Here is a 22074-nt window from a genome sequence, read left to right as displayed (position 1 = left end):
AGCAAATAGATGTAGGGTCTGCCAAGTCTTGCTGGCAAATAAAAGCGTCCCGGTTGTTGCATTGCGCCGCTTGAGGGGCTGGTATATAGACAAAACATGTCTAGCCCTCCTTCAGATCGTCCATGGTTGACCGTGCTTCTAACCTGCCTGCCGGAATTTTCGGCCCGGCCCGCTCTGGATGCCCTGATCAGATCTGGCGGTCGGGGGCAGGTGGTTTTGCTGCTTTGCGAAGAAGCCGAGCGCGAGTCAATGACCGCCCTGGGGCGGGATATGGTGCGTTGTGGCAATCTGCGCGCCTTTCGCTGCCAGTGTCCGCAGGCTGGCCAGAATCTTTGGCATGTGCGCAATGCCGCGTCAGCCCTGGTTCGTACGCCATGGCTCCTGCTGCTTTCATCTTCGGTTCTGCTGCAAGAAAATGCCTTGCCGCCACTACGGCGCGCGCTGGAAACCCACAGGGATCTGGCAGGCGTTAATCCCTTTTTTCTGTATCCTGCCGGAACTGGCCAGCCGCCTGCGGGATCGGACAAACCTCTCCATATCGGGGCCGCAGTGCCGCGAATTGCCCACATGGGCACAGTGGTCGATTACCTTGGCCAGATGCACTATCTGTATGAAGGGCTGCCCCTGGGCCATACGCTTGCGCGGCGTGAGCGGCGGTTCCAGCTGGCGCATACGGCGGCGCTGCTGTTGCGCACGGCCGATGTGGCGGCTGCTGGCGGTTTCAATCCATCTCTGGACAGCCTTGCCGATGCGGACTTTTGTCTGCGCCTTGGGGCCTTGTTGCACCAAACGGCTGGAGGCGGCGCGGCGGGCGCTTTTGGCAGTATCCCCGGATCGGTGGCCCGCCTGGGGCATTATTTCGATTCATGGCAAACCTGCGGCCTGTGGAACAGCCTGCTCCAGCGGGAGCGCATCGAGCCGGGTGTGCTGCACCCGGACTATGCGGCCCATGTGGCGGCCGACGGGCTGGACTATGGCTGCACTGACTGGCTCTGGCAGGGGCCATGTCCGCAACCGGGAGCGTGGCTTGACGGAGGGAAGGAGCCGGAGTCGAGCGAAGCAGGGGAGCGGGATACGGATTTTCCGCTTGAGGCATGGCTCCGCTGGCGGTGGCGGCCACAGCCCGACACCCTCCTGGGTTTTTTACACGCCCTGACGCCCCATCGGCGCGTCCAGGCCGTGCAGATGTGCCGCGATCTGCCGGTGAGCCTGCCCTACGCGCATTCCTGGTATGTCTCCACGGCCAGAAATCTTCTGAATTGCGGCCGCCGCGATAAAGTGTCTCCGCTGGTACGGGATGCAAGGCGGTGGCTGGACTTGGCGGAAGGGTTTCAGCGTAAGCATCTGCAGCCGGGCATGCGGGCATTGCAGGCGGAGGGCATTTACGACAGCGGCCTCGATGACTGCCCGGCCTCTTTTGACGCCTGGGTGGAACTGGCTGAACCCGCACTGCAAAAAGGACAGGACTGCACGCCCGACGGCACCCAGTTCGATCGGCTGCACGCGGGAGCCGACTGGCCCGCCATAGCTGTGGTCATGCCTGTTTATAATCCCCGGCCAGAACACCTGCGCGCGGCTTTGGACTCGGTGCTGGCGCAGGAATATCCTCACTGGCACCTCTGCATTGCTGATGATGCTTCTACCAAAAGTGAAATTCCTGAAATTTTGCGTAGCTACGCTGCTGATGACAAAAGGCTGCGCCTCGTGCTGCGGGAAAAAAACGGGCACATCTCCCGTGCCTCCAATTCCGCACTGGAACTGGTTGATGCCCCCTGGACCGGCTTTCTTGACCATGATGATCTGCTGACGAGCCACGCCTTGAGCGAGGTGGCGTCGCTTGTACGGCAAAGGCCTGATCTGGGGCTGATGTATTCTGACGAAGACAAGCTGGACAGCCGTGGGGTTCGCCGCACGCCGGTCTTTCGTGCGGATTTTGATCCCTGGACCTGTTTTACAGGGCATTTTTCCGTTTACGCCACAAAGGAACTGCGGGCGGCGGGGGGCTTCAGGACAGGTTTTGAGGGATCGCAGGACTTTGACCTCAGCCTGCGCGTCATCGAAAGACTGGCTCCTGGGCGCATCGCCCACATACCGCGTATTCTCTATCATTGGCGCGTACATGACGGAAGCACCAGCGGTTCGCTCGGGGCCAAGCCCTATGTGCTGGAGGTCACTCGCAAAGCCCTTGAAGAAAGCGCGCGTCGCCGGGGCTTCAAGGCTGTGGCCGAGGCAACGGCGCTCAACAATTTTTTTGTGCTGCGGCATGAGATTGATCCCGGCATGCGGTGCAGCGTGGTACTTCTGGCTGGGGACGCCACGCCTGTGCCAGCGCCCCTGTGGGATGATCTGCTGCGGTTGTCGCGCCTGGTTTGCCTGGAGGTTCTCTGTCAGCCCCTGAACGTGGCGGCAGCCGAAGCTTTTAAATATTCATCCCCGCCCCCTTCCCTGAACGCGCGCCTTCTGCTTCCTCCAGGGGGAAAGGAAGAAGGGGACTGGCATGCAGCCAGCAATGCGGCCGCCAGGGCTGCTTCAGGGCAGGTGCTGCTGTTTCTTGATGCGCGCCTGTTCCCTCTGCCGGGCAACCAGCCCGAACAGCTTGCCGTTCTGGCACGGCTGGAAAATGTGGGCGCTGTGGGCGGAACCCTGTGGCGCGGCAACCGCCTCTGGCACGCCGGGCTTATGCCGGATGTCACAGGGCTGCCTTTTGCCCTGCACAGGGGTGCCGACAAAGATCTGTTTTCGTCCATTTGCTGGGGACAGCTTTTGCTGACACGGCGTGCGCTGGCCGCGTCGGAGCAGGCCATGGCCGTGCGGCGTGCCGTTTTTCTTGAGCATGGGGGGTATGATACTGCCATGGGGCCCTGGGCCGGAGCCGACCTGGGGTTGCGGCTGGCCGCAGCAGGAATGCATTGCCTGAGTTGCCCGTGGGGACAATGGCATGTTCCGTCAAAGCCAGGGCGCGCCCTTGAAAATGTGGTGTGCGCGGAAGACGTGCTTTGGCAGCAACGCAGTACGCCCCAGACGCGGGAAAGTTTCCTCGCGCGCTGGGGCGGGATTGTGCGCGGGAGCGGCCTGCGCAATGCGCTGGTGCATGCGGCCCCCGATCAGGGCTGGGCCCTGATGCTGAAAAGAAATTTCTAGGGAAGCAAAAAGCCTCCTGGAAACGCGCCGTTATTTCGCTTGGCAAGGCGCGATCTTTTTTTGAAGCAGGAGTGGACTCTTCCGTCCTCGACTGCTTCGAAAAAGTGAAGCAAAACCGCCAAACGGAATAAATCAGCGTTTCCCCAGCTCGATGGCTATTTGAGGGCCTTGCTGCCTTTAAAGGTGATGCCAGTGATTTCATAGGTGACGCGACCGCGCGGAATTTCCACGGAAACTTCATCGCCCACTTCCCTGCTCAGCAGGGCTTGCCCCACAGGCGAAAGAAAAGAGATGGAACCCTTGGTGGGGTCGGCCTCGTCGGGGCCCAGAATGGTGTAGGTCTTGGTTTCGCCGTTGTCCACATTTTCCATTTCAACGGTTGCGCCAAAAATGACCTTGTCGCCACGAAGCGTGTCGAGGTCGATAACCTGGTAGAGAGCCATGCGCGATTCAATGTACTTGATGCGCGCTTCGGCCATGCCCTGGCGCTCGCGCGCGGCGTCATAGCCGGCGTTTTCGCGCAGGTCGCCTTCTTCTCTGGCTTCTTTGATGGCCTGAATAATGGCCGGGCGCTCGCTCTTCAGGCGGGCCAGTTCGTCTTCCAGAGCCTTGTAGCCTTGTACGGAAATGGGGATGCTAGTCATGATGAACCTCACAACGCAAAAAAAGCGCCGCTGCCCAGGCAGCGGAGCATGCGTTATCCAAAAAGTGTTTTTTACGAGTAAAATCTGGCTGCCCGGCAAAAACCCAGCTGTGCCCGCAGGAACGTCTAGAGCGCTTGAGCTGCCGCCTTGAGGCAAAATATCTGGCCTTGCGACAATCTCGCGGCGTGAATTTTGCCGGAAAATACACGCCGAGCAGCTACCGTATATAGCGAAACCACTCTGGCCAAGGCTGGAAGGGAGTAAAATCCCTTACCAGGCTTCCACATTACCCTCTGCTCAGATTTCGGTCAAGCCCTGCAAAAAAATTCCAGCCCTGTAAGTAAGATAACGATGTTAATGGGATGCAGTTGACACTTGCGTGGTGCTGGCACAGCGTATATGGTTAAAAAATGTTTTCAGAACGCTCCGGGCATCAGCCGCATTTATGCAATAGCAGGTTATGAAAAAATACTTACGATATATCGGGCCGTTATTGATCTCCGCCGTTTTTCTGCTGGCGGTATATCTTTTGTATCACAAGCTCAAGAGTTACAGCGTCGCCCAGATCCGCGAAAGTCTCAACCAGATATCCAGTGGGCGCATCGCCCTGTCGCTGGCGCTGATGGTGGTAAACTACATAATTCTGGTGGGATATGACTGGCTGGCCCTCAAGGCCATCCACAAAAGTCTGCCCCTGCCGCGCGTGGGCCTTGTGTCCTTTGTGGGGCAGGCCGTGAGCTACAACTTTGGCGCCCTGTTGGGCGGCACCAGCGTGCGCTACCGGTTTTATTCGGCATGGGGCTTTTCGCTGTCGGATATTGTGCGCCTTGTGCTCATGCTGGCCGTGACATTCTGGGTAGGGGCGCTGGGGCTGTGCGGCGTCATCTTTATGGTTTCGCCCCCCATTATCCCCGATGAACTGCTGGTCAGGATGCCCCTGAAAGACGTGCGCATCCTGGGCGTGATTCTTTTTGCCTTTGCCTGTTCCTATCTGGCCCTCTGTTTCTTCATCCGCAAGCCTGTGCATATTTTCGGCAAGGAATTCGTTTTTCCGCAGCCACGCATAGCCATTGCGCAGGCTCTGGTGGCCGGCGTTGACATTGTGGCAGCCGCCGCCTGCATGTATGTGCTTTTGCCCAGCGATATGGGCATAAGCTTTATAGACTTTTTGCCAAGCTATCTCATGGCGCAGGTGGCTGTGGTGCTGACGCACATTCCTGGCGGGGTGGGCGTTTTTGAACTGGTTATCCTGCATCTTACCCACACATCGCACGAGCAGATGGTTTTTGCCGCCGTGCTGCTGTTCCGGCTCATTTATTTCATCATTCCCCTGCTGGCAGCGGCCCTGCTGCTGGCTGTCTACGAAGTGCGCCAGCGGCGCGACATGCTGCGCAGCACGGGGCGCTGGCTTTCGCTGCTTTCACACACCATTTCTGCCTATATGTGTTTTTCGGCAGGTGTCATTCTGCTCATATCGTCCACATTGCCCCTGGGGCGTCATGCCCTTGCCATGCTGCATATGATGGGCCCCTATCATGTGACGACCATAGGACATTTTGTCAGTTGTCTGTCGGGCGCGGCTCTGCTGTTCGTCTCCTACGGACTGGAACGCAGACAGGCGCGTGCTTTTCGCATGGCTGTAGTCTTTTTGTGCCTGGGTATTGTGGGCGCGTTGCTCAACGGTTTTTCCTGGCTGACGGCCTCAATGGTGTGCGTGGTTCTGTTGGCACTGTGCGTGGCCAAGAGGCGCTTTTACAGGACGTCCTTTTTCTGGCAGGAACCCATCCCCCTGTTCTGGCTGGGAGGAGCTTTTGCCGTACTTGTTCTGGTTGGCGCTCTGGGGTGGACCTTATACCATACGGCATGGAGCCATTCGGCCAACTGGTGGGCCAATGCCGCTCCCAACGCCACGCGCAACACCTATGCCTTTATTGGCATTGCGGTGGGGCTGGTGCTTTCATGGATGTGGCGCTCGGCTTTACGCGCTCGCGCGCGGCGGCATAAAAAAACGTGATCAGCAGGCGTCTTGGTTGAGTGATACGAAAAGGCCCGTGGCTGTTGCCACGGGCCTTTTCGTTTTTATGATGGGGGCTGGAGCAAATAGGCTCGAGATGGTGTGATGCCCGGAAGTCGCGGCCTCTGGAACCTCCGCTCCAATTCAGAAGGCCTTAGAGCATTCACCGCTTGAAATGCGCGCGTAGAGCGGGAAAAAGCCTGCCTGCCCGCATTTCGTGGCAAGGATTTCCAGGAAAATCCTTGCAGAGCAGTTAAATCATTTCATTCGTAAACTGCTCTAGTGTGATGCGTAGATACACTAAGATTTTTAGGGGGTGGGGGTGTGGGGGAGGAGACCCTTTTGCAAAAGGGTCCCTCCCCCACAAAGTATTTCACAGTAAAATTAGGCTATTGCGTCACCGATGGAGCCGCTGGCGCGTCATTCTTCCCTGGCGTCGCCATCTGAGCCGGAAGCATTGACGCAGAGCAGCCTGGCTCCAACCTGCGCAAAAGGCTGACAAAGATCTTCATCCGCGTCCGTGACAAGGGTCCAGTCCAGCGGCAGTTGCGCCCAGATCGGCTGCGACGCGCAGCCCAGTTTGGAGGAGTCAACCAAGACGAATGTTTCCTTGGCCTGACGCATCATGAGAAGCTTGAGCGATATTTGTTCCAGCGTGGCTTCACACAGGCCACGGTCGGCGACGAGGCCATTGCCGCTGGTAAAAGCCCTGTCGGCCGTAAGGCAGCGCAGGGCGCTTTCGGCAAAAGGCCCGTACGCGCTCATGCTGATTGGCCTGATGGAGCCGCCCAGAAAGATGGTTTTTATGTTGGGCGCATCCGCAAGAATGGCAGTGAGCTTAATATTGTTGGTAATGACGGTAAGCTCTTTGTCATACAGAAAGCGGGCCATGGAGGTAATGGTGGAACCACCGTCCAGGATGATGGTTTCTCCGTCCCCAACTTGAGCCGCCGCAGCCTCGGCAATGGTCTGTTTAGCCGCGCGGTGCTGCCATTCGCGGACGGGATAGTTTTCTTCCTGAATACAAGGCGCAAGCATTGCGCCGCCATAGGTACGGGCCACGGCTTTTTCTTTGGAGAGCCTTTGCAAATCGCGCCGTACAGTGGAAAATGAAACTCCAAATTTTTCAGCCAATAATTTTATGTCGTTGGCTCCACTCGCGATGGCTTCGAGCATGGCCGTACGCCGTTCTCTGCTTCGCCGCATAGTTATCCTTCCTGTACGTGGTTATATCAAAACATACCTTGAAGCGGGAATAAATGTAAGACTTCCAGAAGTAAATAATATGCGTGAATTGCGCAAAAAAGTAATTAAAAAGTGTGTCATTCCACGGAAAATAAAAATTCTTGCGCATTCTGCTTAATCTGCTATGAATTTTTGTGGGGGCCAGAAAACCGCATGCTTCGCGTTTTCTGCGTGTTCCGTTTGGTTTTTTGTGTCGTTTTATTGCGCAGATCAATCATTTTTTTTCTTCCCCCGATATGCGGGATGCGGTGACGCAGCTGGAGGGTTCAGTCATGCAGATCAAAAAGACTATGGAACGGGTTCCTGGTGGGCTTATGGTCATTCCGCTGTTGCTTGGCGCGCTTTGCAACACCTTTTTTCCCAATACGCCCAAAATCTTTGGTTCTTTTACTGGCGGCCTTTTTACCGGAGCCACAAGTATTCTGGCCGTTTACTATGTCTGCATGGGTGCGACCATCAGTTTTAAAACAACCCCCTACATTATCAAGAAGGGGGGAGTTCTCTTTATGGCCAAGGTGGGCGTGGCCGCGATCATCGGCATTGTCGTTGGGCAGTTTCTTGGCGAGGCCCCGGTGGAAGAAGGCTTTTTTGCGGGCATTTCCACTCTGGCCATAGTGGCCGCCCTTAATGACACCAACGGCGGGCTGTATATGGCCCTCATGGGGCAATACGGCAGACCCAAGGATGTTGCCGCATACTCCATCATGTGTCTTGAGTCCGGCCCATTTCTTACCATGGTAACACTGGGCGTAGCCGGGCTTTCGGCCTTTCCCTGGCAGATGATGGTTGGCGCTATCTTCCCCCTGGTTCTGGGCATGATTCTTGGCAACCTTGACAAGGACATGAGGGATTTTCTCAAAGCTGCTCCTGCGGTGCTCATCCCGTTTTTCGCCTTTGCGCTCGGCACCGGGCTTGATCTTTCCAAGGTCTGGAATGCGGGTCTGCTTGGCATTGGCCTTGGCGTCTGCGTTGTGCTGCTCACCGGCATAGTTCTTTTTATCGGGGATCGCCTGACCGGAGGCACTGGTGTTGCCGGACTGGCCGCCTCCTCAACCGCTGGCAACGCCGCTGCCGTGCCTATGATCATTGCCCAGGCCAATCCCGTCTATGCGCCTGCCGCGCAGCAGGCGACAGTGCTTGTGGCGTCCTGCGTGGTGGTCACGGCCATTCTCACCCCCATTGTCACCGCGTGGGGAGTCAAAGTTTTTGGAGCTCCCAAGGATTTGCCGGATGAAAATGAGGCTTAGCCGAGGATGCCTGCGAGCGGTCGCAAGGGCGCATCCGTCGCAGGTTCGTAACAGGGGAACGCTATGAATCCATCTTGGTTTATTGTCGCGGATGATCTCACAGGCGCGGCAGATTGCGCCATCGCCTTTGCCAAAAGCGGCATGCCCGCGTCAGTGATTTTTGAGGGCGGCGAGGCTGCGGACGTGCCCGGCGGAGTCGTGGCCGTGGATGTGGCAAGCCGGGCCCTTTCGGCCGCGCAGGCGGCAAAGGCGCATGTTTGCCTGCTGGAAAAGCGGTTTGTCCGGCCCATGCGGCTTTACAAAAAGCTCGATTCCCTCATGCGCGGGCAGCCCATGGCGGAAACCGCAGCCACCATTGAAGTGCTGCGCAAGCTCGGCGGCCCTGCGTTTCTGATTATGGCTCCCGCCTTTCCGGCCACGGGCAGAACAACGGTCAATGGCTGCGTTCTGGTCAACGGCGAGCCCCTTGAAGCCACTGAGGTTTGGGCAAGAGATCACACCTACCCCAGCGGCAATCTGGTGGAAAACCTTGGTGCGGTCGGCGTAAAAACGTATGGCATTACCCTGGATGTGGTGCGGAGCGGCGCTGACGGAATCATGAATCTGGTGCGTGACTGCATGGATAAAGGCTTTGACGGCGTTGTTTGTGATGCGCAAACGCCCGATGATCTTGCAATCATTGCCGAGGCTACCTATCCTTTGGCAGAGAGGGTTTTCTTCGCGGGAACAGGGGGCCTTGCCGTGCCGCTGGCGCGTATGTCCGCTCCGGGTCGGGGTGGCGTGACCATTTCCGTTCCACCAACGGAGCGCGGCATCCTTATGGTGGTGGGCAGTCTGGTAAAGGTTTCGCGCCAGGCCTTGCGGTTTGTGCTGGATACGAAACCCGCGCTCCACGTGCCCTTTACGCCCGCCGAACTGGCAACCGCCAGTGATGCGGCACTTGAAGCGCGCGGGCAGGTAATCCGGGAGGCATTGCTTGCTGGTCGTGACGTTGTGGCGGAAATTGTCGAGGTTGACGATCCTGACCTCTCCAAGGGCGGCGGCCTCGCCAGCCGTCTTGCGGCAGCCCTGCATGGCGTTCTTGAGGCTTCAGGCGGTCTTGTGGCCACCGGAGGCGAAACGGCCGCCATGCTCATGGCCCGCGCCGGCATTCACGGCATACAGCTTGTGACCGAGGTTGAAAGCGGCGTGCCCGTTGGTCTGACCCTGGGCAGGCACGCCTTGCCCGTTATCACCAAGGCCGGTTCGTTCGGTTCCGAGCATACCCTGGCCAGATGCCTGGAATATATACGCGCTGCTAATTATAAAGGAGAACTGGCTTGAATCTTCCAATTGTGGCCATTACCATGGGCGACGCCTCCGGTATCGGGCCTGAAATCATAGTCAAGGCCATGACCCGGCCCGAGATGGCCGCATGGACCAGGATACTTGTGGTTGGCGACGCGGAACGACTGCGTGAAGCTGCGGAAATCACGGGCAGCGCGGTTACTGTCAATGCGCTTGCCGACCCGGATGCGGCGCGGTATGTCGCTGGCGTCATTGATTGTATTGATGTGCCGGTTATTCCCAAGGGGCATCCTTTCGGCGTGGTGTCGCCCATATCCGGCGAAGGAGCCTACCAGTTCATCAAGAAGGCGGTGGAACTTGTGCAGGCGGGCAAGGCCCAGGCCATCTGCACCGCCCCCTTGAACAAGGAAGCCCTGCACGCGGCAGGGCGCATGTTTCCTGGGCATACGGAAATGCTGGCCCACCTGACGGGCACGCCCGAAGTCTCGATGATGCTCATGACGCCCACGTTGCGGGTCGTGCACGTGACCACCCATCTGGGGCTCATTGACGCCATCAACAAGATAGAGCCCGCCCTTGTGGAGCGTACCATAGCAAGGGCGCACGACACGCTTGTGCGTACGGGTATTGCCAATCCGCGTATCGCGGTTTGCGCCATTAATCCCCATGCCGGAGAAAACGGCCTGTTTGGCAATGGCGAAGAAGAAACAAAGATCCTTCCTGCTGTGAAAGCCACGCAGGCCAAGGGCTGGGATGTGGAAGGCCCGCTGCCGTCGGATACGCTCTTCTTCCGAGCCGGAAGAGGCGATTTTGACATTGTCATTGCCATGTACCACGATCAGGGCCACGGGCCCATCAAGGTGATGGGCATTGCCGATGGCGTGAACATCACCATAGGCCTTCCCGTGATCCGGACTTCCGTGGACCACGGAACTGCCTTTGACATTGCCGGAAAGGGCATAGCCAGTGAAGACAGCCTCATTGAGGCCGTGCGCCAGGCGGCCTTGCTGAGCGCCAGGTAAAAGCCGCCGCCCGCCATGACGGCAGGCGAAATAATACCCCGATTTCGGCCAGCGCCGGATTCGGGGTATTATTTTGTATGGAGGTGTCTGTTGCCGCAGACCTCAGGCAAGTTGACGTTAAAACTTCTTCAGCCCGTAAGAAGCGCCTGCACCGGGCGGATGCCTTCATCTGCCGTAATGCCAAGCTTTTTGTTGCATGCGGGGTCAAAGACAAAATGAACGGGCTTGTCCCATGTCTGGTCGCAATAGAGGTACAGCGCTTTGACGAAAAGCTTGTCGGCCCCGCAACGGGCCTCCACCCATTGTCCGCACGTAAAGAGCGTTGCTTCATCAGCCGGGGGAACAAATTCGTCCGTTGTGCCCAGAAGGTGGCTGGTGGCATCATTGTACGGAAGAATGTTTTCTTCTGTCCACAGCGCGCGCCTGTCCAGCGTTACATGACCGTTGCGCTCGGCATGCGAATAAAATGTTGCTGTCCACGGTTCGGTCTTGGCAGGGCGTACCAGCACCTTGTTGAAAGGCTTCAGCTTCATCATCGTGCCCTTTGTCAAAAGAGTGTCTGTGGGCAATCCATCGCGCATGCAACCGCAAAAGCGGACTGTCGTTAAGAATGGACATGCACGACGGTTTTGACAGGCCCGCTTGAGCGCATAAGTGCTCAGATGCCTGCGCTTCGCCTTCACGGCGAAGCCCTTTGCGAACGTCTTTCGCGCAGTGGCCAGAGCATTTTTACGGTGAGAGTGCTCAGGTGCGCAAAGAATCTGCCCGGTTATGAGCAGTCGCGTCAAAAAAAGCAGCCAATTGTGCGCAGCTTCATCAAAAGCCCTGCCCATGTTCTCGCAACAACGCTGGTTAACGATAGCTTTCTTGCAAAGTTGTGGCAGTGGCTGCAACTGTGATGCTTTCTATCAGGCCGCAAAAAAACATACAACTGATTAGCATTATTTATAAACGATTCGAAGATGTGATGCTGGCCCAGCAATTTGGGGAGTGACAATCCGTAACACTTGGTGGCCATGCCAACGGGGCGAACCGGATGTTTGGCACATTGCATTGCCGATCAACAAGCGCAGTGGTCACAGTGTGGGCATTGAACGAGCCGCACAGAGCGCAAAAAGTCCTTGGCCGCATGAACCTGAGAACAACGGAAATATCCCTTCACAACCTTGGGGTTGATACCGAAGCCGTGGTTCTTTTTGAGTCTATCACACAAGAAATCACACATAGTGACGCGCATGGCCAAAAAGAAAAGGGCTACTGTTTCCAGTAGCCCTTGAAATCTGGCGGAGAGGGAGAGATTCGAACTCTCGGTACGCGATTAACGTACACACGATTTCCAATCGTGCTCCTTAGACCAGCTCGGACACCTCTCCGCATTGCTTCGTCGTGCAAAGCCGAACCTGTATATGGCATATGCACAAAGAAGGCAAGAAAAAAATGCTAAAAATTATGGGCTACTGCCGTTCAACCCTATGCCAGCCGCCTAGGGTTTGTTCTCGGGCGGCGTTTTTTCGCTCTCAGGCTTTTTGTCGCTTTCAGCCGTTTTTTCATCCCTCCGCCGGAGGGGTGGCGGGCGAAATCCCATTCAGCAGAGGCCGCCGCCAGTCTTGGTCAGCATCCAGAACAGGCCCCCCACAATGGCCACAGTAAGCAGAATTTTTATAAACATTGCTTACTCCAGCCCCGGAGTCTTTTTCTTTTTGCGTTCTTCATCCGCCCGTTTTTTTTCAATCTTGGCCGAGCGGTAGAAAACCCACAGCGCCAGGGCAGACAGCAGCGTAATGGCTAAGGCGTTGAGCGTCAGAGTGCCCATAGTCTTTATCCTCAGGCGGTCGCGCCCACCTTGCTGAAGCCGCTGTCCACGTAAATGACCTGCCCCGTAACGGCATGGGCCAGGTCTGAAGCCAGAAAAGCCGCCACACCGCCCACATCGGCGGTAGTCACATTGCGGCGCAGGGGGGAGTTGCTCTCCACCATGTTGAAAATATCCTTGAGACTGGACACGGCCGAAGCGGCCAGCGTCTTGATGGGCCCGGCGCTGATGGCGTTGACGCGCACGCCCTTGGGGCCGAGATCATACGCCAGATAGCGCACGGATGCCTCAAGAGCGGCCTTGGCGACGCCCATGACGTTGTAGCCGGGGATGACCTGTGTGGACCCGTGGTAGGTCATGCTGAGCACAGAGGCGTTTTCAGTCAGGAGCGGTTCAAAAGCACGGCAAAGCGCGGTAAGGGAATAGGCCGAAACTTCGAGCGCAAGTTTGAAACCGTCACGCGACGTGTCCACAAAGCGGCCGCTGAGGTCTTCCCGGTTGGCAAAAGCCACGGAATGCACCAAAATGTCCAGATCGCCCCATTTCTCTTTTACAATGGCCGCAGCTTCGTCGATTTGCGTATCGTCGCACACGTCACACTGGAAGGTAAATTCGCCTCCCAATTCTTCACTCAGAGGTTCCACACGCTTTTTAATGGCGTCGCCCACATAGTTGAAAGCAAGGCGCGCGCCCTGAGCCTTGAGGGCGGCGGCGATGCCGTATGCGATGCTTCTATTGTTGGCCAGTCCCAGTATAAGGGCTTTCTTTCCTTGCAGCAGCATGAGTCCTCCTAAGAGAATACAGTCCGGCCATGGCCGGCAATGGTTGTTTTCACCGCCTGCCATCTGTCACGGCGCGGCTGTAATAAAAATCTGTCGGAAGCGCCAGCGGCGCTGTTGTCCGCTACGCCCCACGTGGGACGGCCTGGCCTGCCCATGGCAAACCGCTACGGCGGGCCTGAAGGGCCTGATACGGCACAGGCACGCCTGAAGCGTGTCTGCGCAGGATCGTGTTACGGCAAGAGCCGACGTGTACTCCCGGTTTTTGCCCGTGCTCGATGCAATATGCAGGTGCACACAGGCAAAGGCCGGGTCAGCCAATGCGCCGCAACAGGGCGGCGCGTTGGCTGAAGGAATTATTTTGTAAGAATTTCGTAAGCTTCTTTGTACTTATTGGCAGTAGCCGTAATGACTTCTTCAGGCAGCGGCGGCGGCGGCGGCTGCATGTTCCAGGGCTGCTTTTTCAGCCAGTCGCGCAGGTACTGCTTGTCAAAACTGGGCTGCCCCTGTCCGGGCTTGTACTGGTCAGCGGGCCAGAAGCGCGAAGAGTCGGGCGTGAGCACTTCATCAATAAGATGCAGCTTGCCGTCAATCATGCCGAATTCAAATTTGGTGTCAGCCACGATGATTCCACGGCCAGCGGCATACGCGCGGCCTGCCTCATAGATGGCCAAGGATGTTTTTTCAACCTGGCGGGCCAGGTCTTCACCCAGAAGCTGCGCAGCCTGGGCCACGCTGATGTTTTCGTCATGCTGCCCCAGTTCCGCCTTGGTGGAAGGGGTGAAGACGGCGGACTCCAGCTTGTCGGATTCGCGCAGGTTGGCAGGCTGGGCGTGCCCGCACAAAGAGCCGGTGGCCTGGTAATCCTTCCAGCCGGACCCGGTGATGTAGCCCCGCACGATACACTCCACGGGCAATGGGCTGGCTTTGCGCACCAGCACCGAGCGGCCTTCAAGCTCGTCTTTCCACGGGGCCAGTTCCGCCGGGAAGCGGTTGACGTCGCTTTCAAGCAGGTGGTTGGGGATGATGTGCTTGAATTTTTCCATCCAGAACAGGGTAATCTGATTCAGGATCACGCCCTTGTACGGGATGGGCTCGTTCATGATCACGTCAAAGGCCGACATGCGGTCTGTGGTGACGATGAGCAGGGTTTTTTCGTCCACGTTGTAGATATCGCGAACCTTCCCACGGGAGAGCAGGGGATAGGCGCTGATGTTTGTCTTGACAACAACTTTCATGAGGGCTCCTGATACTTGTCAGCCGGATTATTTTTTTGCGCGCGCTTCCACGCTGCGGGCGTGCGCTTCAAGCCCTTCCATGCGGGCGAGAGCGGCGATGGCCTGCATATTTTGCTGAATAAATGTCGATGACGTGGCCACGATGCTGGTCTTTTTGCAGAATGTCTGCACCGAAAGGGCAGAAGAAAAGCGTGCCGTGCCCAGGGTGGGCAGCACGTGGTTGGGCCCTGCAAAGTAGTCGCCCACGGCTTCGGGGCTGTGCTGTCCCATAAAGACGGCCCCTGCATGGCGGATATGCGGCAACACGCCCCAGGGGTCGCGCGTGCATATTTCCAGATGTTCCGGTGCCACCATATTGGCAACAGCCACGGCCACGCTCAGATTGGGCGTAACCACAATGGCTCCCCATTCTTCAAGCGACCGGGCGGCGGTGGTGGCTCTGGGCAGGGCCATGCACTGCTTGTCCAGTTCCAGCCGGATGCTTTCGGCCAGACGCGGGTCGTCAGTGACGCAGATGGCGGAGGCAAGGGCGTCGTGCTCTGCCTGCGAAAGCATGTCCGCCGCCACCCATGCAGGATTGGCGGAGGAATCTGCCAAAATGAGAACCTCGCTCGGGCCAGCTATCATGTCGATGCCGACCATGCCCTGCACCAGGCGCTTGGCTGTGGTGACAAAAATATTGCCCGGCCCGGCAATGACGTCAACGGGCGCGATGCTTTCCGTGCCGTAGGCCAGGGCCGCAATGGACCACGCCCCGCCCACGCGGTAGACTTCTTCAATATCCAGTAAATGGGCGGCGGCGAGAATGTGCGGGTTGACGCTGCCGTCTTTGCGCGGCGGCGTGCAGATGGCAAGGCGCGGAACCCCGGCCACCTGCGCGGGGATGGCGCACATGAGCAGACTGGACACAAGCGGCGTATTGCCGCCCTGTCCGCCGGGCACGTAAAGCCCTGCGGCGTCCATAGGCAAAACGTGCTGCCCGAGAATGCTGCCGTCAGGCCGCGTGGTAAACCACGATTTTTCCAGCTGTGCTTCGTGAAAAGCACGGATGTGGATGGCAGCCTGACTGATGACTTCCCTGTCTTCGGCAGGAACGGCAGCGGCGGCGCGCGCTATTTCCTGCTCGCTCACACGAAGCGGCGGTGCGAAATCCGGGCAATCAAAGTTGCGGGTATATTCCACCAGCGCTTCATCGCCTTTTGCGCGTACCGTCGCGACAATATCACGTACGGCGCTTTCCACCCCGTCACCGGGGTTGTGACGCCCTTGCAGCCATTGGGCGAGCTTGGGCCATTCCTGCTCGCTATGCAGTGTCAATGTCCGGCATGTCATAAGTATTTTCCTCACCTCAGTTGGGGGGAATATACAGAAGGGCCGGAGGAATGTCGAGGCTCCCCTGATCCGGCGCAGCAGCGACAGAGCGGGGTCGGTGGGCGAGCGAAAACGGGTGAGGGCCTGCGCGCAGGGGCAGACTGTCGGCTATCTGCTTATGGAAGAAGCGGGTGTGGCGAATCGAGACATGCCTGTGGTGGTGACGTATCCGTCATGGGGGGCGCCTTTTCCGATGGGGGGGTCCGGCAGGGTGGCAAGGTAGTCAAGGGCTGTAAGGCATCGCTCACGCAAGCGGGCCGTGAGCACGCCCCTGCGGGATCGCTCGGCGGCCATGTCCGTTTCTTTACGCTTCTGGAAGTTCCGCAGCCATGCAACGGCGCGGATGGTGGCCTCAGATTGATCCTGAACATCAAGCTTGCGTAATCCTTTGGCAAATTTTGCTATCTGGCTAAACTGCTTTTCTGTGTTGCTCAATGGGGAATGTGGGGGCATGAGCACGTACCGGGCATACCCAAGCACATCGTCAAGGGTTACAGGTTTAACGGTGGGCAGGGGCCTGCCGACCAGCAAAAGCCCGTTGTCCGACTCTTCAAGGGCACGGCCAATCTGTGTGTACATGTAGGCTTCTTTCAGGCGGGCCTGGGCATCTTCCGAAGCAAGTATCTCATACGTGGCGTCGCCGAAGGCGCGGGCATATCCTTGGTTCATGGCAATGACGAGGTACTTGTGTGCCAGGGCCTGGTCAGGAGAATTGGGCAGGGCATAACCGCACCTTTCTCCCCCAAAGCGGTACCAGCGCGATATTTCATGCGCGGCAGGGGCATAGCCGGCATCGGCCGCCAAAAGCAGCCATTGCAGGTTTGACCCCGTGTTCCAGCGCGTCGCGTAAGCGTGCATGGATTTGGGATCGCCAAGAAAGGCTCCCTTGGTAAAGGCGCTGCGTGTATGGCCGATGCCTTCGTCATACAGAGCCAGTCGCGTGTAGACCCAGCCTGGCGAAGTATATTGGGCAGCCCAGTCAAGCCAGAAAGCCGTGGAATGCATGAAGTCGGGAATGTTGGGATAGGTAAGGGACAGGGCGGACGATGTGCACTGTATGCGTATGATGAGGTCAGCCATGGCAACAGGATTGCCCTGCAAGGCTTCCTTGAGAACGAAAAGGTACTGTGCTTCCGCCCAGCAGCCCACATAGCGGGGTTTGAGTTTGTTGCTGCCTGGAGGCGCAACATACCAGTCCGGGTCTTCAAGAACGGGCGCAGTTACCTGAAGCGGTTGCGTCAAGGTCTGTTCGCAGCACTTGGAATTTTTGTCTACACAAATGAGCTCGGGAAGAAATTGAATTCCAATTTTTGGTGTGAACCCAGGCTCTTCAGCCTGGGCGGGTAGAGAGAACAGTAGAAAACAGAAAGTACAAATGTTGCGCCACGACATAATATTAGCCTCCAGGGGCAGAAGAAAGACAGATTTTGGAGTGTGCTAACTCAGGAACATGTCGGCACTGAATTTTCAATAGTAACTAATAGCATGGCAAGGAGCGACATTGCGTAGCTGAGGGGTAAAATCAAGCAGCAGGCTTGGTACAGAATTGGCGTGAAGGTGGTCGCGAATTTATTGATCTTTTAAATAACAAAACATCTATCTATTATCTTATATTTTAAAATGCAAAAAGGTCAAGTGCCTTTGCAGCCTTGACAGCCAGGGAGGGGGAACTTAGTTACATCTGATGAACGCGCCGCTGCTGGCGGAGCGACTTTGGGAGGAATCATGCAGCGTCACAAAATGCAGAAACCCTATGGAGAGACAGTGCCGACAGAAGACCAGTTTTCTGAGGACTGCCTGAACGTTAACAATCCTGGAGAATTTCAGGATCTGGATGGCGTGGTGGAGCCTGTCTCGCTGGACGATATGCCTGAGGTCCATTTTGGCCAGTCAGCCGAGCCTTCCGCCGCTGAAATAGAAGCGCGTTGCAAGGCTGAACAGGAAGAAATGCGCTTGCGCATGGCCGCTGAAATGGACAATTATCAAAAGCGCCTCAAGCGGGAACATGAAGAACAGGTGCGCTACGCCTCTGAAAGCGTTTTGAGCGATCTGCTGCCGAGCCTTGATAATCTCGATCTGGCGTTGCAGTATGGCAGCACCAATGAGGTCTGTAAGGATATGATGCAGGGTATTGCCATGACGCGCAAGCTCCTGCTTGAAGCCACAGGCAAGCATGGCCTGTGCCCCACAGGCCAAGAAGGGGAGGAGTTCAACCCTGCCCTGCACGAAGCCGTGGGGTTTGACGCGCGGCCCGACCTGGCCCCCGGCTCTGTCACACGTGTGTTGCAGCGCGGGTATAAATTGGGCGATCGCTTGCTGCGCCCGGCAAAGGTTATGGTCAATCCCTGACCTCACTGAACTGCGCGCGTTTTTTCGCATGTAATCCGCAGGTTGCGCAGATTTTTTTGTAGGGCAGGCATGCCCGTTCAGATGCAGACAGACATAAAATGTGCCCGCCGGACATATCCGGCGGGCATTTTTTATGTACTGCTGAAGCGAACCCGTTCAGTTTTGCACTGCCTGCAAGACTCTGTCTTCTTTGAAACCCCCGCTCCAGATCGGAAAAATCTTTAGTGTTGGCCAGATCAGACTACCGTTGAAATGCTGCACATTTCATCGGTAACATGCTCTCGACACCGCAAAAGTTTTAGGGGGTGGGGGCGTGGGGGAGGAGACCCTTTTTAGAGCATGTACCTTTGAAAAAAAGGTACATGCTCTAACGCAGCACGAGAGTGCAGCGCGCCACAGCGTGGCGTGGATTCAGCAGAAAATCGCATTTTCGGCTGAATGATAACTTTGGAATGTAAAACATTTCAAAGTTGATCTGGTCTAAAGAGGGTCCCTCCCCCACAAAGCACTTCAACGCGACATTCCCCTAATCGCTGTACCGTTCGGCAATGGCCTTGAATTCATCCTGAATTGCCAGAAACGCTTCCACCACTTCAGGGTCGAACTGTGTTCCCTTGCCGTCAAGAATGATATAGGCCGAAGTTTCGTGCGGCATGGCGGGCTTGTATACCCGCTGGCTGCGCAGGGCGTCGTAGACGTCGGCCAGGCTCATGAGCCGGGCCGACAAGGGGATGTCATCTTTCCCGAGGCCACGGGGGTAGCCCCGTCCGTCCCACCGTTCGTGGTGGCAGTAGGCAATGTCGCTGGCGACCTTCAAAAAGGAGTCTTCGCCCAAAAATTTGTCCGCGGCGGCAAGAACGGCCCTACCATAGGTGGTATGCTCCTTCATTGCGTCGTATTCTTCTTCGGTCAGCGGCCCGGGTTTGTGCAAAACCGTGTCGGCGATGGCGACCTTGCCCACGTCGTGCAGCGGAGCGGAAAGGTACAGCCATGAAATGACGTCGGCATTCAGCGTTTCGCGGTACTGGGGCAGGTTGGCCATGTGCAGGGCAAGCGCCTTGACGTAGTTTTGGGTACGTTTGATGTGCGCCCCGGTTTCAGTGTCGCGCCATTCCGCCAGTGTGGCCATGGCGTGAATGGTGGCTTCCTGCGTAAGGACAAGCTGGCGGGTGCGTTCGTGTACCAGATCGTTGAGGTGGTCGCGGTAGCGCTTGTACGTGAGCTGGTTTGCGACGCGGTTGCGAACAAGGGATACGCGGAAGGGTTTGACGATATAATCCTGCGCCCCGAGTGAGAGTCCGGTGGCCTCGTCTGTCTCTTCATTCTGCGCTGTAATGAACATGACGGGAATGTCGCGCGTGGACGGATCTTCCTTGAGGCGGCGGCAGACTTCATAGCCATCCATGCCGGGCATGATGACGTCCAGCAGGATGAGGTCGGGCTGCGGCGTGCCGATGGCCAGACGCAAAGCGTCCGGGCCGTTTTTGGCAAACATGATGGTATAGTCCGCGCGCAGGCTTTCGCTCAGGATGCGCAGATTCTCCGGCGCATCGTCAACCAGCAGTATGCGGCTGCGGTGTGCTGCCGCAGACATGTTCATCGTTTGCCGCCCGTGAGGGCGGGAAGCCGTCCGGCCAGGTGTTCAGCCATTTTCTGCACCAGGCGGCTCTCTGTGGCGGTCAACACGTCATAGCTCTTGCCAGCCACAGGCTCCTGGTCAACAAAAATGCCGCGCGCCAGCACGTCATTGAATTTGTTGCGCAGTGTCCAGCGCACGTCCAGCACGGCTTGTTGGTCAAAATTGCCGTCAAGGCGCTGCACATCAAGGTACAGAACATAGTCGGCGGTGGATTCGTCACCGGTGGGCAAAACATTGATTCCGGCTTCCAGCATGGGCCTGGTCAGCACTTCGCGTGTAACGCGGCGTATGCCGTGGCTCAGGGGTTCGCCCCAGTTGTGAAACTGGGCCACGATAAGCTGTGTTGACTCGCCCACCCGGCTCACTATGCCCTCGCGCTCCAGATACTCCGGTACGCTCACAGCGGCCACGCGCAGGCTTTTGGCGGGCAGGCTGTCTGTGGAGACGGGAGTGAGGCGACTTTCGAGCAGGTAAAAGTTGGTGGGCGTGCTGCGCGCGCAAGCGGCCAGCAAAACCGTGAGCGCCAGAAAAATAAACAGGGCTTGGCGTTGCATCAGCGTTTTCCTTGTCTGCCCATGAGCAGGGCTTCAGGGTTGCGTTCAAGCATTTGCGAAACATTGCGGATGGCCCGCAAGGTTTCTATGCTGTCCTTGATCAGCCGGCGAACGTCGTTGACGGTGGGTGAATCCCGGCCGAGCAGGCCCTGGGCCGAGGCCGTGACCACGCGCAACTGGTCCGCCGCAAGGCTCATGCTTTCAAGGGCGGAACGCAGCGTGGCAAGGGTAGCGGGCAGTTGACTGTCCACAGTGCCCACAGTCTTGTTAAGCTTTTTCAGAATGGTCTCGGCATTTTGGCGCAGTTCACTGTTCTTGAGAATATTGTCAAGTTCTTCAAACGACTGCGTAAAGGCTCTGAGCCCCCGGCCAAGACTGTCGTCGGCAAGGCCCTGAACCAGATTTTGCAGAATTTTGTCGAGGGATCTGACCATGGACTCCAGCGGCAACTGCGCGAGCGTGGTCTGCAAGGTGTCGATGGGGGAAGGTATGGTGGGAATTTCCGAATCCGGCGTACCGGAACGGAAGACCGCCGGAGTGCCGGGGAAAAAGTCCAGCTCGATGCGGTACTGCCCCGTGATAAGACTTTGCAGTTGCAGGCGGGCGCGCAGGCCGCGCTGCACCATCCTGCGCACGATTTCTTCGCGCACGGATTCTGAAATGGGGGCCGAGCCCCTGGCGCGCACAAAGCTTTGCTCGTCAATGCGGATATAGACGGGGATGGTGACGTTGGAATCACGCGTGTTGGCCACAAGGTTGATGCGTGTCACGCTGCCCATGGGAACCCCGCGAAACACCACCGGAGCGCCTGTGGAAAGACCGCTCACAGAGCCGTCGAAGTAGAGCACGTACTGCATGTCGTTGCTGAACAGACGGCCTCCGCCCAGCACGATGAATCCCAGTGCCAGAAGGGCCAGTCCTCCCAGCACAAAGGCGCCAACCGTGGTTTTGTATTTTTGAGAACTCATAGGGCCGTTCCTTTGCCCGGCTCGGAGTCGCCGGAGGTTTCCGTCTGATCGGTTTCGGCGTGACTGCGCTCGCCCCTGGTCAGAAAAAGCATGGCGCTGGGCGCTGTGCCGGGGTCGTGCAGCAACTGGTGCGGATTACCGCAGGCACCCACCTGGCGGGTCTGGGCATCCAGAAAGATAAGATTGCTGGCAATGGCGTAAATGCTGGCCAGTTCGTGTGAAACAATAACAAAGGTCGTGCCGAGGCTTGCGCGCAGTTCAAGGATGAGATCGTCCAGAAGACGTGAACTGACGGGGTCAAGCCCGGCCGAGGGTTCGTCAAGAAAAAGAATCTTGGGGTCAAGGGCCAGAGCGCGTGCCAGTCCGGCGCGTTTGCACATGCCGCCGCTGATTTCAGACGGGTAGTAGTCTTCAAAACCGGCAAGGCCAGCCAGAGCCAGCTTGAGTTTGGCCTGTTCGCGTATGGCCTCGTCGTTGAGGTCGGTATACTGCTGCAGGGGCAGGCCCACGTTTTCCGCCAGGGTCATTGAACTCCACAGCGCGCCGCTTTGAAAAAGTACGCCTGTTTCACGCACCAACTGGTGGCGCTCATCTTCATTGCTGCCCCAGAAGTCGGTTTTGCCGTACAGCACGTTGCCGGACTGCGGCGGCTTCAGGCCCATGAGTACGCGCAAAAGCGTACTTTTGCCGCATCCGGAGCCGCCCGTGATAAAAAAGATGTCTCCTGCATGCACGTCAAATGTCACATCGTGCATGAGAACGT

18 protein-coding genes and 1 tRNA gene are annotated in these 22074 nt (G+C 57.4%); 6 read left to right on the top strand and 13 right to left on the bottom strand.

What is annotated here, in order from left to right:
* The first annotated feature begins 132 nt into the window (after window positions 1–132).
* Window positions 133–3141 carry a glycosyltransferase gene (locus RBR41_RS03730; protein WP_320351171.1) on the top strand — a complete coding sequence of 1003 codons (3009 nt, stop codon included), beginning with the start codon at window positions 133–135 and terminating at the stop codon, window positions 3139–3141.
* Window positions 3142–3296: 155 nt separating this feature from the next.
* Here the strand turns inward: RBR41_RS03730 and greA are convergent, their stop codons facing one another.
* Entirely contained in the window at window positions 3297–3785 is a 489-nt protein-coding gene (greA, locus tag RBR41_RS03725) for a transcription elongation factor GreA (RefSeq protein ID WP_320351169.1), read from the bottom strand.
* Between the two features lie 460 nt (window positions 3786–4245).
* Here greA and RBR41_RS03720 point away from each other — a divergent pair, with 460 nt between their 5' ends.
* Window positions 4246–5799 (top strand): lysylphosphatidylglycerol synthetase family protein, encoded by a 1554-nt coding sequence (locus tag RBR41_RS03720; protein WP_320351168.1) that lies wholly within the window; start codon window positions 4246–4248, stop codon window positions 5797–5799.
* Between the two features lie 420 nt (window positions 5800–6219).
* Here the strand turns inward: RBR41_RS03720 and RBR41_RS03715 are convergent, their stop codons facing one another.
* Window positions 6220–7005, bottom strand: coding sequence for a DeoR/GlpR family DNA-binding transcription regulator (locus tag RBR41_RS03715; protein WP_320351166.1), 786 nt, complete (start codon window positions 7003–7005; stop codon window positions 6220–6222).
* A 311-nt stretch (window positions 7006–7316) separates the two neighbouring features.
* On the opposite strand from RBR41_RS03715, the gene RBR41_RS03710 reads away from it, so the two are divergent.
* The 3 genes from RBR41_RS03710 (at window position 7317) to pdxA (ending at window position 10600) form a co-directional block, all read left to right on the top strand.
* Window positions 7317–8291 (top strand): 2-keto-3-deoxygluconate permease, encoded by a 975-nt coding sequence (locus RBR41_RS03710; RefSeq protein WP_320351165.1) that lies wholly within the window; start codon window positions 7317–7319, stop codon window positions 8289–8291.
* 63 nt (window positions 8292–8354) lie between these two features.
* Window positions 8355–9614 (top strand): four-carbon acid sugar kinase family protein, encoded by a 1260-nt coding sequence (locus RBR41_RS03705; protein ID WP_320351163.1) that lies wholly within the window; start codon window positions 8355–8357, stop codon window positions 9612–9614.
* The gene (pdxA, locus tag RBR41_RS03700) at window positions 9611–10600 is read left to right on the top strand and encodes a 4-hydroxythreonine-4-phosphate dehydrogenase PdxA (protein ID WP_320351160.1); all 990 of its coding nucleotides are present in this window, start codon (window positions 9611–9613) and stop codon (window positions 10598–10600) included. The genes RBR41_RS03705 and pdxA overlap by 4 nt, the downstream gene beginning before the upstream one ends.
* A gap of 128 nt (window positions 10601–10728) precedes the next feature.
* Here the strand turns inward: pdxA and RBR41_RS03695 are convergent, their stop codons facing one another.
* From RBR41_RS03695 to RBR41_RS03665, 7 genes are all read right to left on the bottom strand, one after another.
* On the bottom strand, window positions 10729–11181 hold the full coding sequence (locus RBR41_RS03695; RefSeq protein WP_320351159.1) for a hypothetical protein: 453 nt from the start codon (window positions 11179–11181) through the stop codon (window positions 10729–10731).
* Window positions 11182–11881: 700 nt separating this feature from the next.
* Window positions 11882–11973, bottom strand: a tRNA-Ser gene (locus RBR41_RS03690).
* 299 nt (window positions 11974–12272) lie between these two features.
* Window positions 12273–12413 (bottom strand): hypothetical protein, encoded by a 141-nt coding sequence (locus RBR41_RS03685; protein ID WP_320351157.1) that lies wholly within the window; start codon window positions 12411–12413, stop codon window positions 12273–12275.
* 11 nt (window positions 12414–12424) lie between these two features.
* Window positions 12425–13195 (bottom strand): enoyl-ACP reductase, encoded by a 771-nt coding sequence (locus RBR41_RS03680; protein ID WP_320351155.1) that lies wholly within the window; start codon window positions 13193–13195, stop codon window positions 12425–12427.
* A gap of 353 nt (window positions 13196–13548) precedes the next feature.
* Window positions 13549–14430: a phosphoribosylaminoimidazolesuccinocarboxamide synthase gene (locus RBR41_RS03675; RefSeq protein WP_320351153.1), complete on the bottom strand. Its 882-nt coding sequence runs from the start codon at window positions 14428–14430 to the stop codon at window positions 13549–13551.
* 27 nt (window positions 14431–14457) lie between these two features.
* Window positions 14458–15762, bottom strand: coding sequence for a histidinol dehydrogenase (hisD, locus tag RBR41_RS03670; RefSeq protein ID WP_320351152.1), 1305 nt, complete (start codon window positions 15760–15762; stop codon window positions 14458–14460).
* 147 nt (window positions 15763–15909) lie between these two features.
* Entirely contained in the window at window positions 15910–17043 is a 1134-nt protein-coding gene (locus tag RBR41_RS03665; RefSeq protein WP_320351150.1) for a hypothetical protein, read from the bottom strand.
* Between the two features lie 483 nt (window positions 17044–17526).
* Between RBR41_RS03665 and grpE the strand changes: the two genes are divergently transcribed.
* A complete protein-coding gene (gene grpE, locus RBR41_RS03660; RefSeq protein ID WP_320351149.1) occupies window positions 17527–18150 on the top strand; it encodes a nucleotide exchange factor GrpE in 624 nt (207 codons plus the stop codon).
* A 526-nt stretch (window positions 18151–18676) separates the two neighbouring features.
* Here the strand turns inward: grpE and RBR41_RS03655 are convergent.
* Genes RBR41_RS03655 through RBR41_RS03640 form a run of 4 tightly spaced genes read right to left on the bottom strand, consistent with a single transcriptional unit; the run spans window position 18677 to window position 22066 of the window.
* Window positions 18677–19744 carry a two-component system response regulator gene (locus RBR41_RS03655; RefSeq protein WP_320351148.1) on the bottom strand — a complete coding sequence of 356 codons (1068 nt, stop codon included), beginning with the start codon at window positions 19742–19744 and terminating at the stop codon, window positions 18677–18679.
* 2 nt (window positions 19745–19746) lie between these two features.
* The gene (locus RBR41_RS03650; protein WP_320351146.1) at window positions 19747–20343 is read right to left on the bottom strand and encodes a PqiC family protein; all 597 of its coding nucleotides are present in this window, start codon (window positions 20341–20343) and stop codon (window positions 19747–19749) included.
* Window positions 20343–21311 carry an MlaD family protein gene (locus RBR41_RS03645; protein WP_320351144.1) on the bottom strand — a complete coding sequence of 323 codons (969 nt, stop codon included), beginning with the start codon at window positions 21309–21311 and terminating at the stop codon, window positions 20343–20345. The genes RBR41_RS03650 and RBR41_RS03645 overlap by 1 nt, the downstream gene beginning before the upstream one ends.
* Window positions 21308–22066, bottom strand: a complete 759-nt coding sequence (locus RBR41_RS03640) for an ABC transporter ATP-binding protein (protein WP_320351458.1) — start codon at window positions 22064–22066, stop codon at window positions 21308–21310. The genes RBR41_RS03645 and RBR41_RS03640 overlap by 4 nt, the downstream gene beginning before the upstream one ends.
* Between the last annotated feature and the right edge of the window lie 8 nt (window positions 22067–22074).

The sequence above is a fragment of the Desulfovibrio sp. genome (assembly GCF_034006445.1).
Classification (GTDB): Bacteria; Desulfobacterota; Desulfovibrionia; order Desulfovibrionales; family Desulfovibrionaceae; genus Desulfovibrio.
This window is presented reverse-complemented; position numbering and strand designations above follow the sequence as displayed.

Coding starts and splice junctions, on each gene's coding strand:
- RBR41_RS03720 (WP_320351168.1), top strand. CDS start 4,246: ATGAAAAAATACTTACGATATATCGGGCCGTTATTGATCTCCGCCGTT.
- RBR41_RS03655 (WP_320351148.1), bottom strand. CDS start 19,744: ATGTCTGCGGCAGCACACCGCAGCCGCATACTGCTGGTTGACGATGCG.
- greA (WP_320351169.1), bottom strand. CDS start 3,785: ATGACTAGCATCCCCATTTCCGTACAAGGCTACAAGGCTCTGGAAGAC.
- RBR41_RS03680 (WP_320351155.1), bottom strand. CDS start 13,195: ATGCTGCTGCAAGGAAAGAAAGCCCTTATACTGGGACTGGCCAACAAT.
- RBR41_RS03645 (WP_320351144.1), bottom strand. CDS start 21,311: ATGAGTTCTCAAAAATACAAAACCACGGTTGGCGCCTTTGTGCTGGGA.
- RBR41_RS03705 (WP_320351163.1), top strand. CDS start 8,355: ATGAATCCATCTTGGTTTATTGTCGCGGATGATCTCACAGGCGCGGCA.
- grpE (WP_320351149.1), top strand. CDS start 17,527: ATGCAGCGTCACAAAATGCAGAAACCCTATGGAGAGACAGTGCCGACA.
- RBR41_RS03715 (WP_320351166.1), bottom strand. CDS start 7,005: ATGCGGCGAAGCAGAGAACGGCGTACGGCCATGCTCGAAGCCATCGCG.
- RBR41_RS03685 (WP_320351157.1), bottom strand. CDS start 12,413: ATGGGCACTCTGACGCTCAACGCCTTAGCCATTACGCTGCTGTCTGCC.
- RBR41_RS03675 (WP_320351153.1), bottom strand. CDS start 14,430: ATGAAAGTTGTTGTCAAGACAAACATCAGCGCCTATCCCCTGCTCTCC.
- hisD (WP_320351152.1), bottom strand. CDS start 15,762: ATGACATGCCGGACATTGACACTGCATAGCGAGCAGGAATGGCCCAAG.
- RBR41_RS03640 (WP_320351458.1), bottom strand. CDS start 22,066: ATGCACGATGTGACATTTGACGTGCATGCAGGAGACATCTTTTTTATC.
- RBR41_RS03650 (WP_320351146.1), bottom strand. CDS start 20,343: ATGCAACGCCAAGCCCTGTTTATTTTTCTGGCGCTCACGGTTTTGCTG.
- RBR41_RS03710 (WP_320351165.1), top strand. CDS start 7,317: ATGCAGATCAAAAAGACTATGGAACGGGTTCCTGGTGGGCTTATGGTC.
- RBR41_RS03695 (WP_320351159.1), bottom strand. CDS start 11,181: ATGCGCGATGGATTGCCCACAGACACTCTTTTGACAAAGGGCACGATG.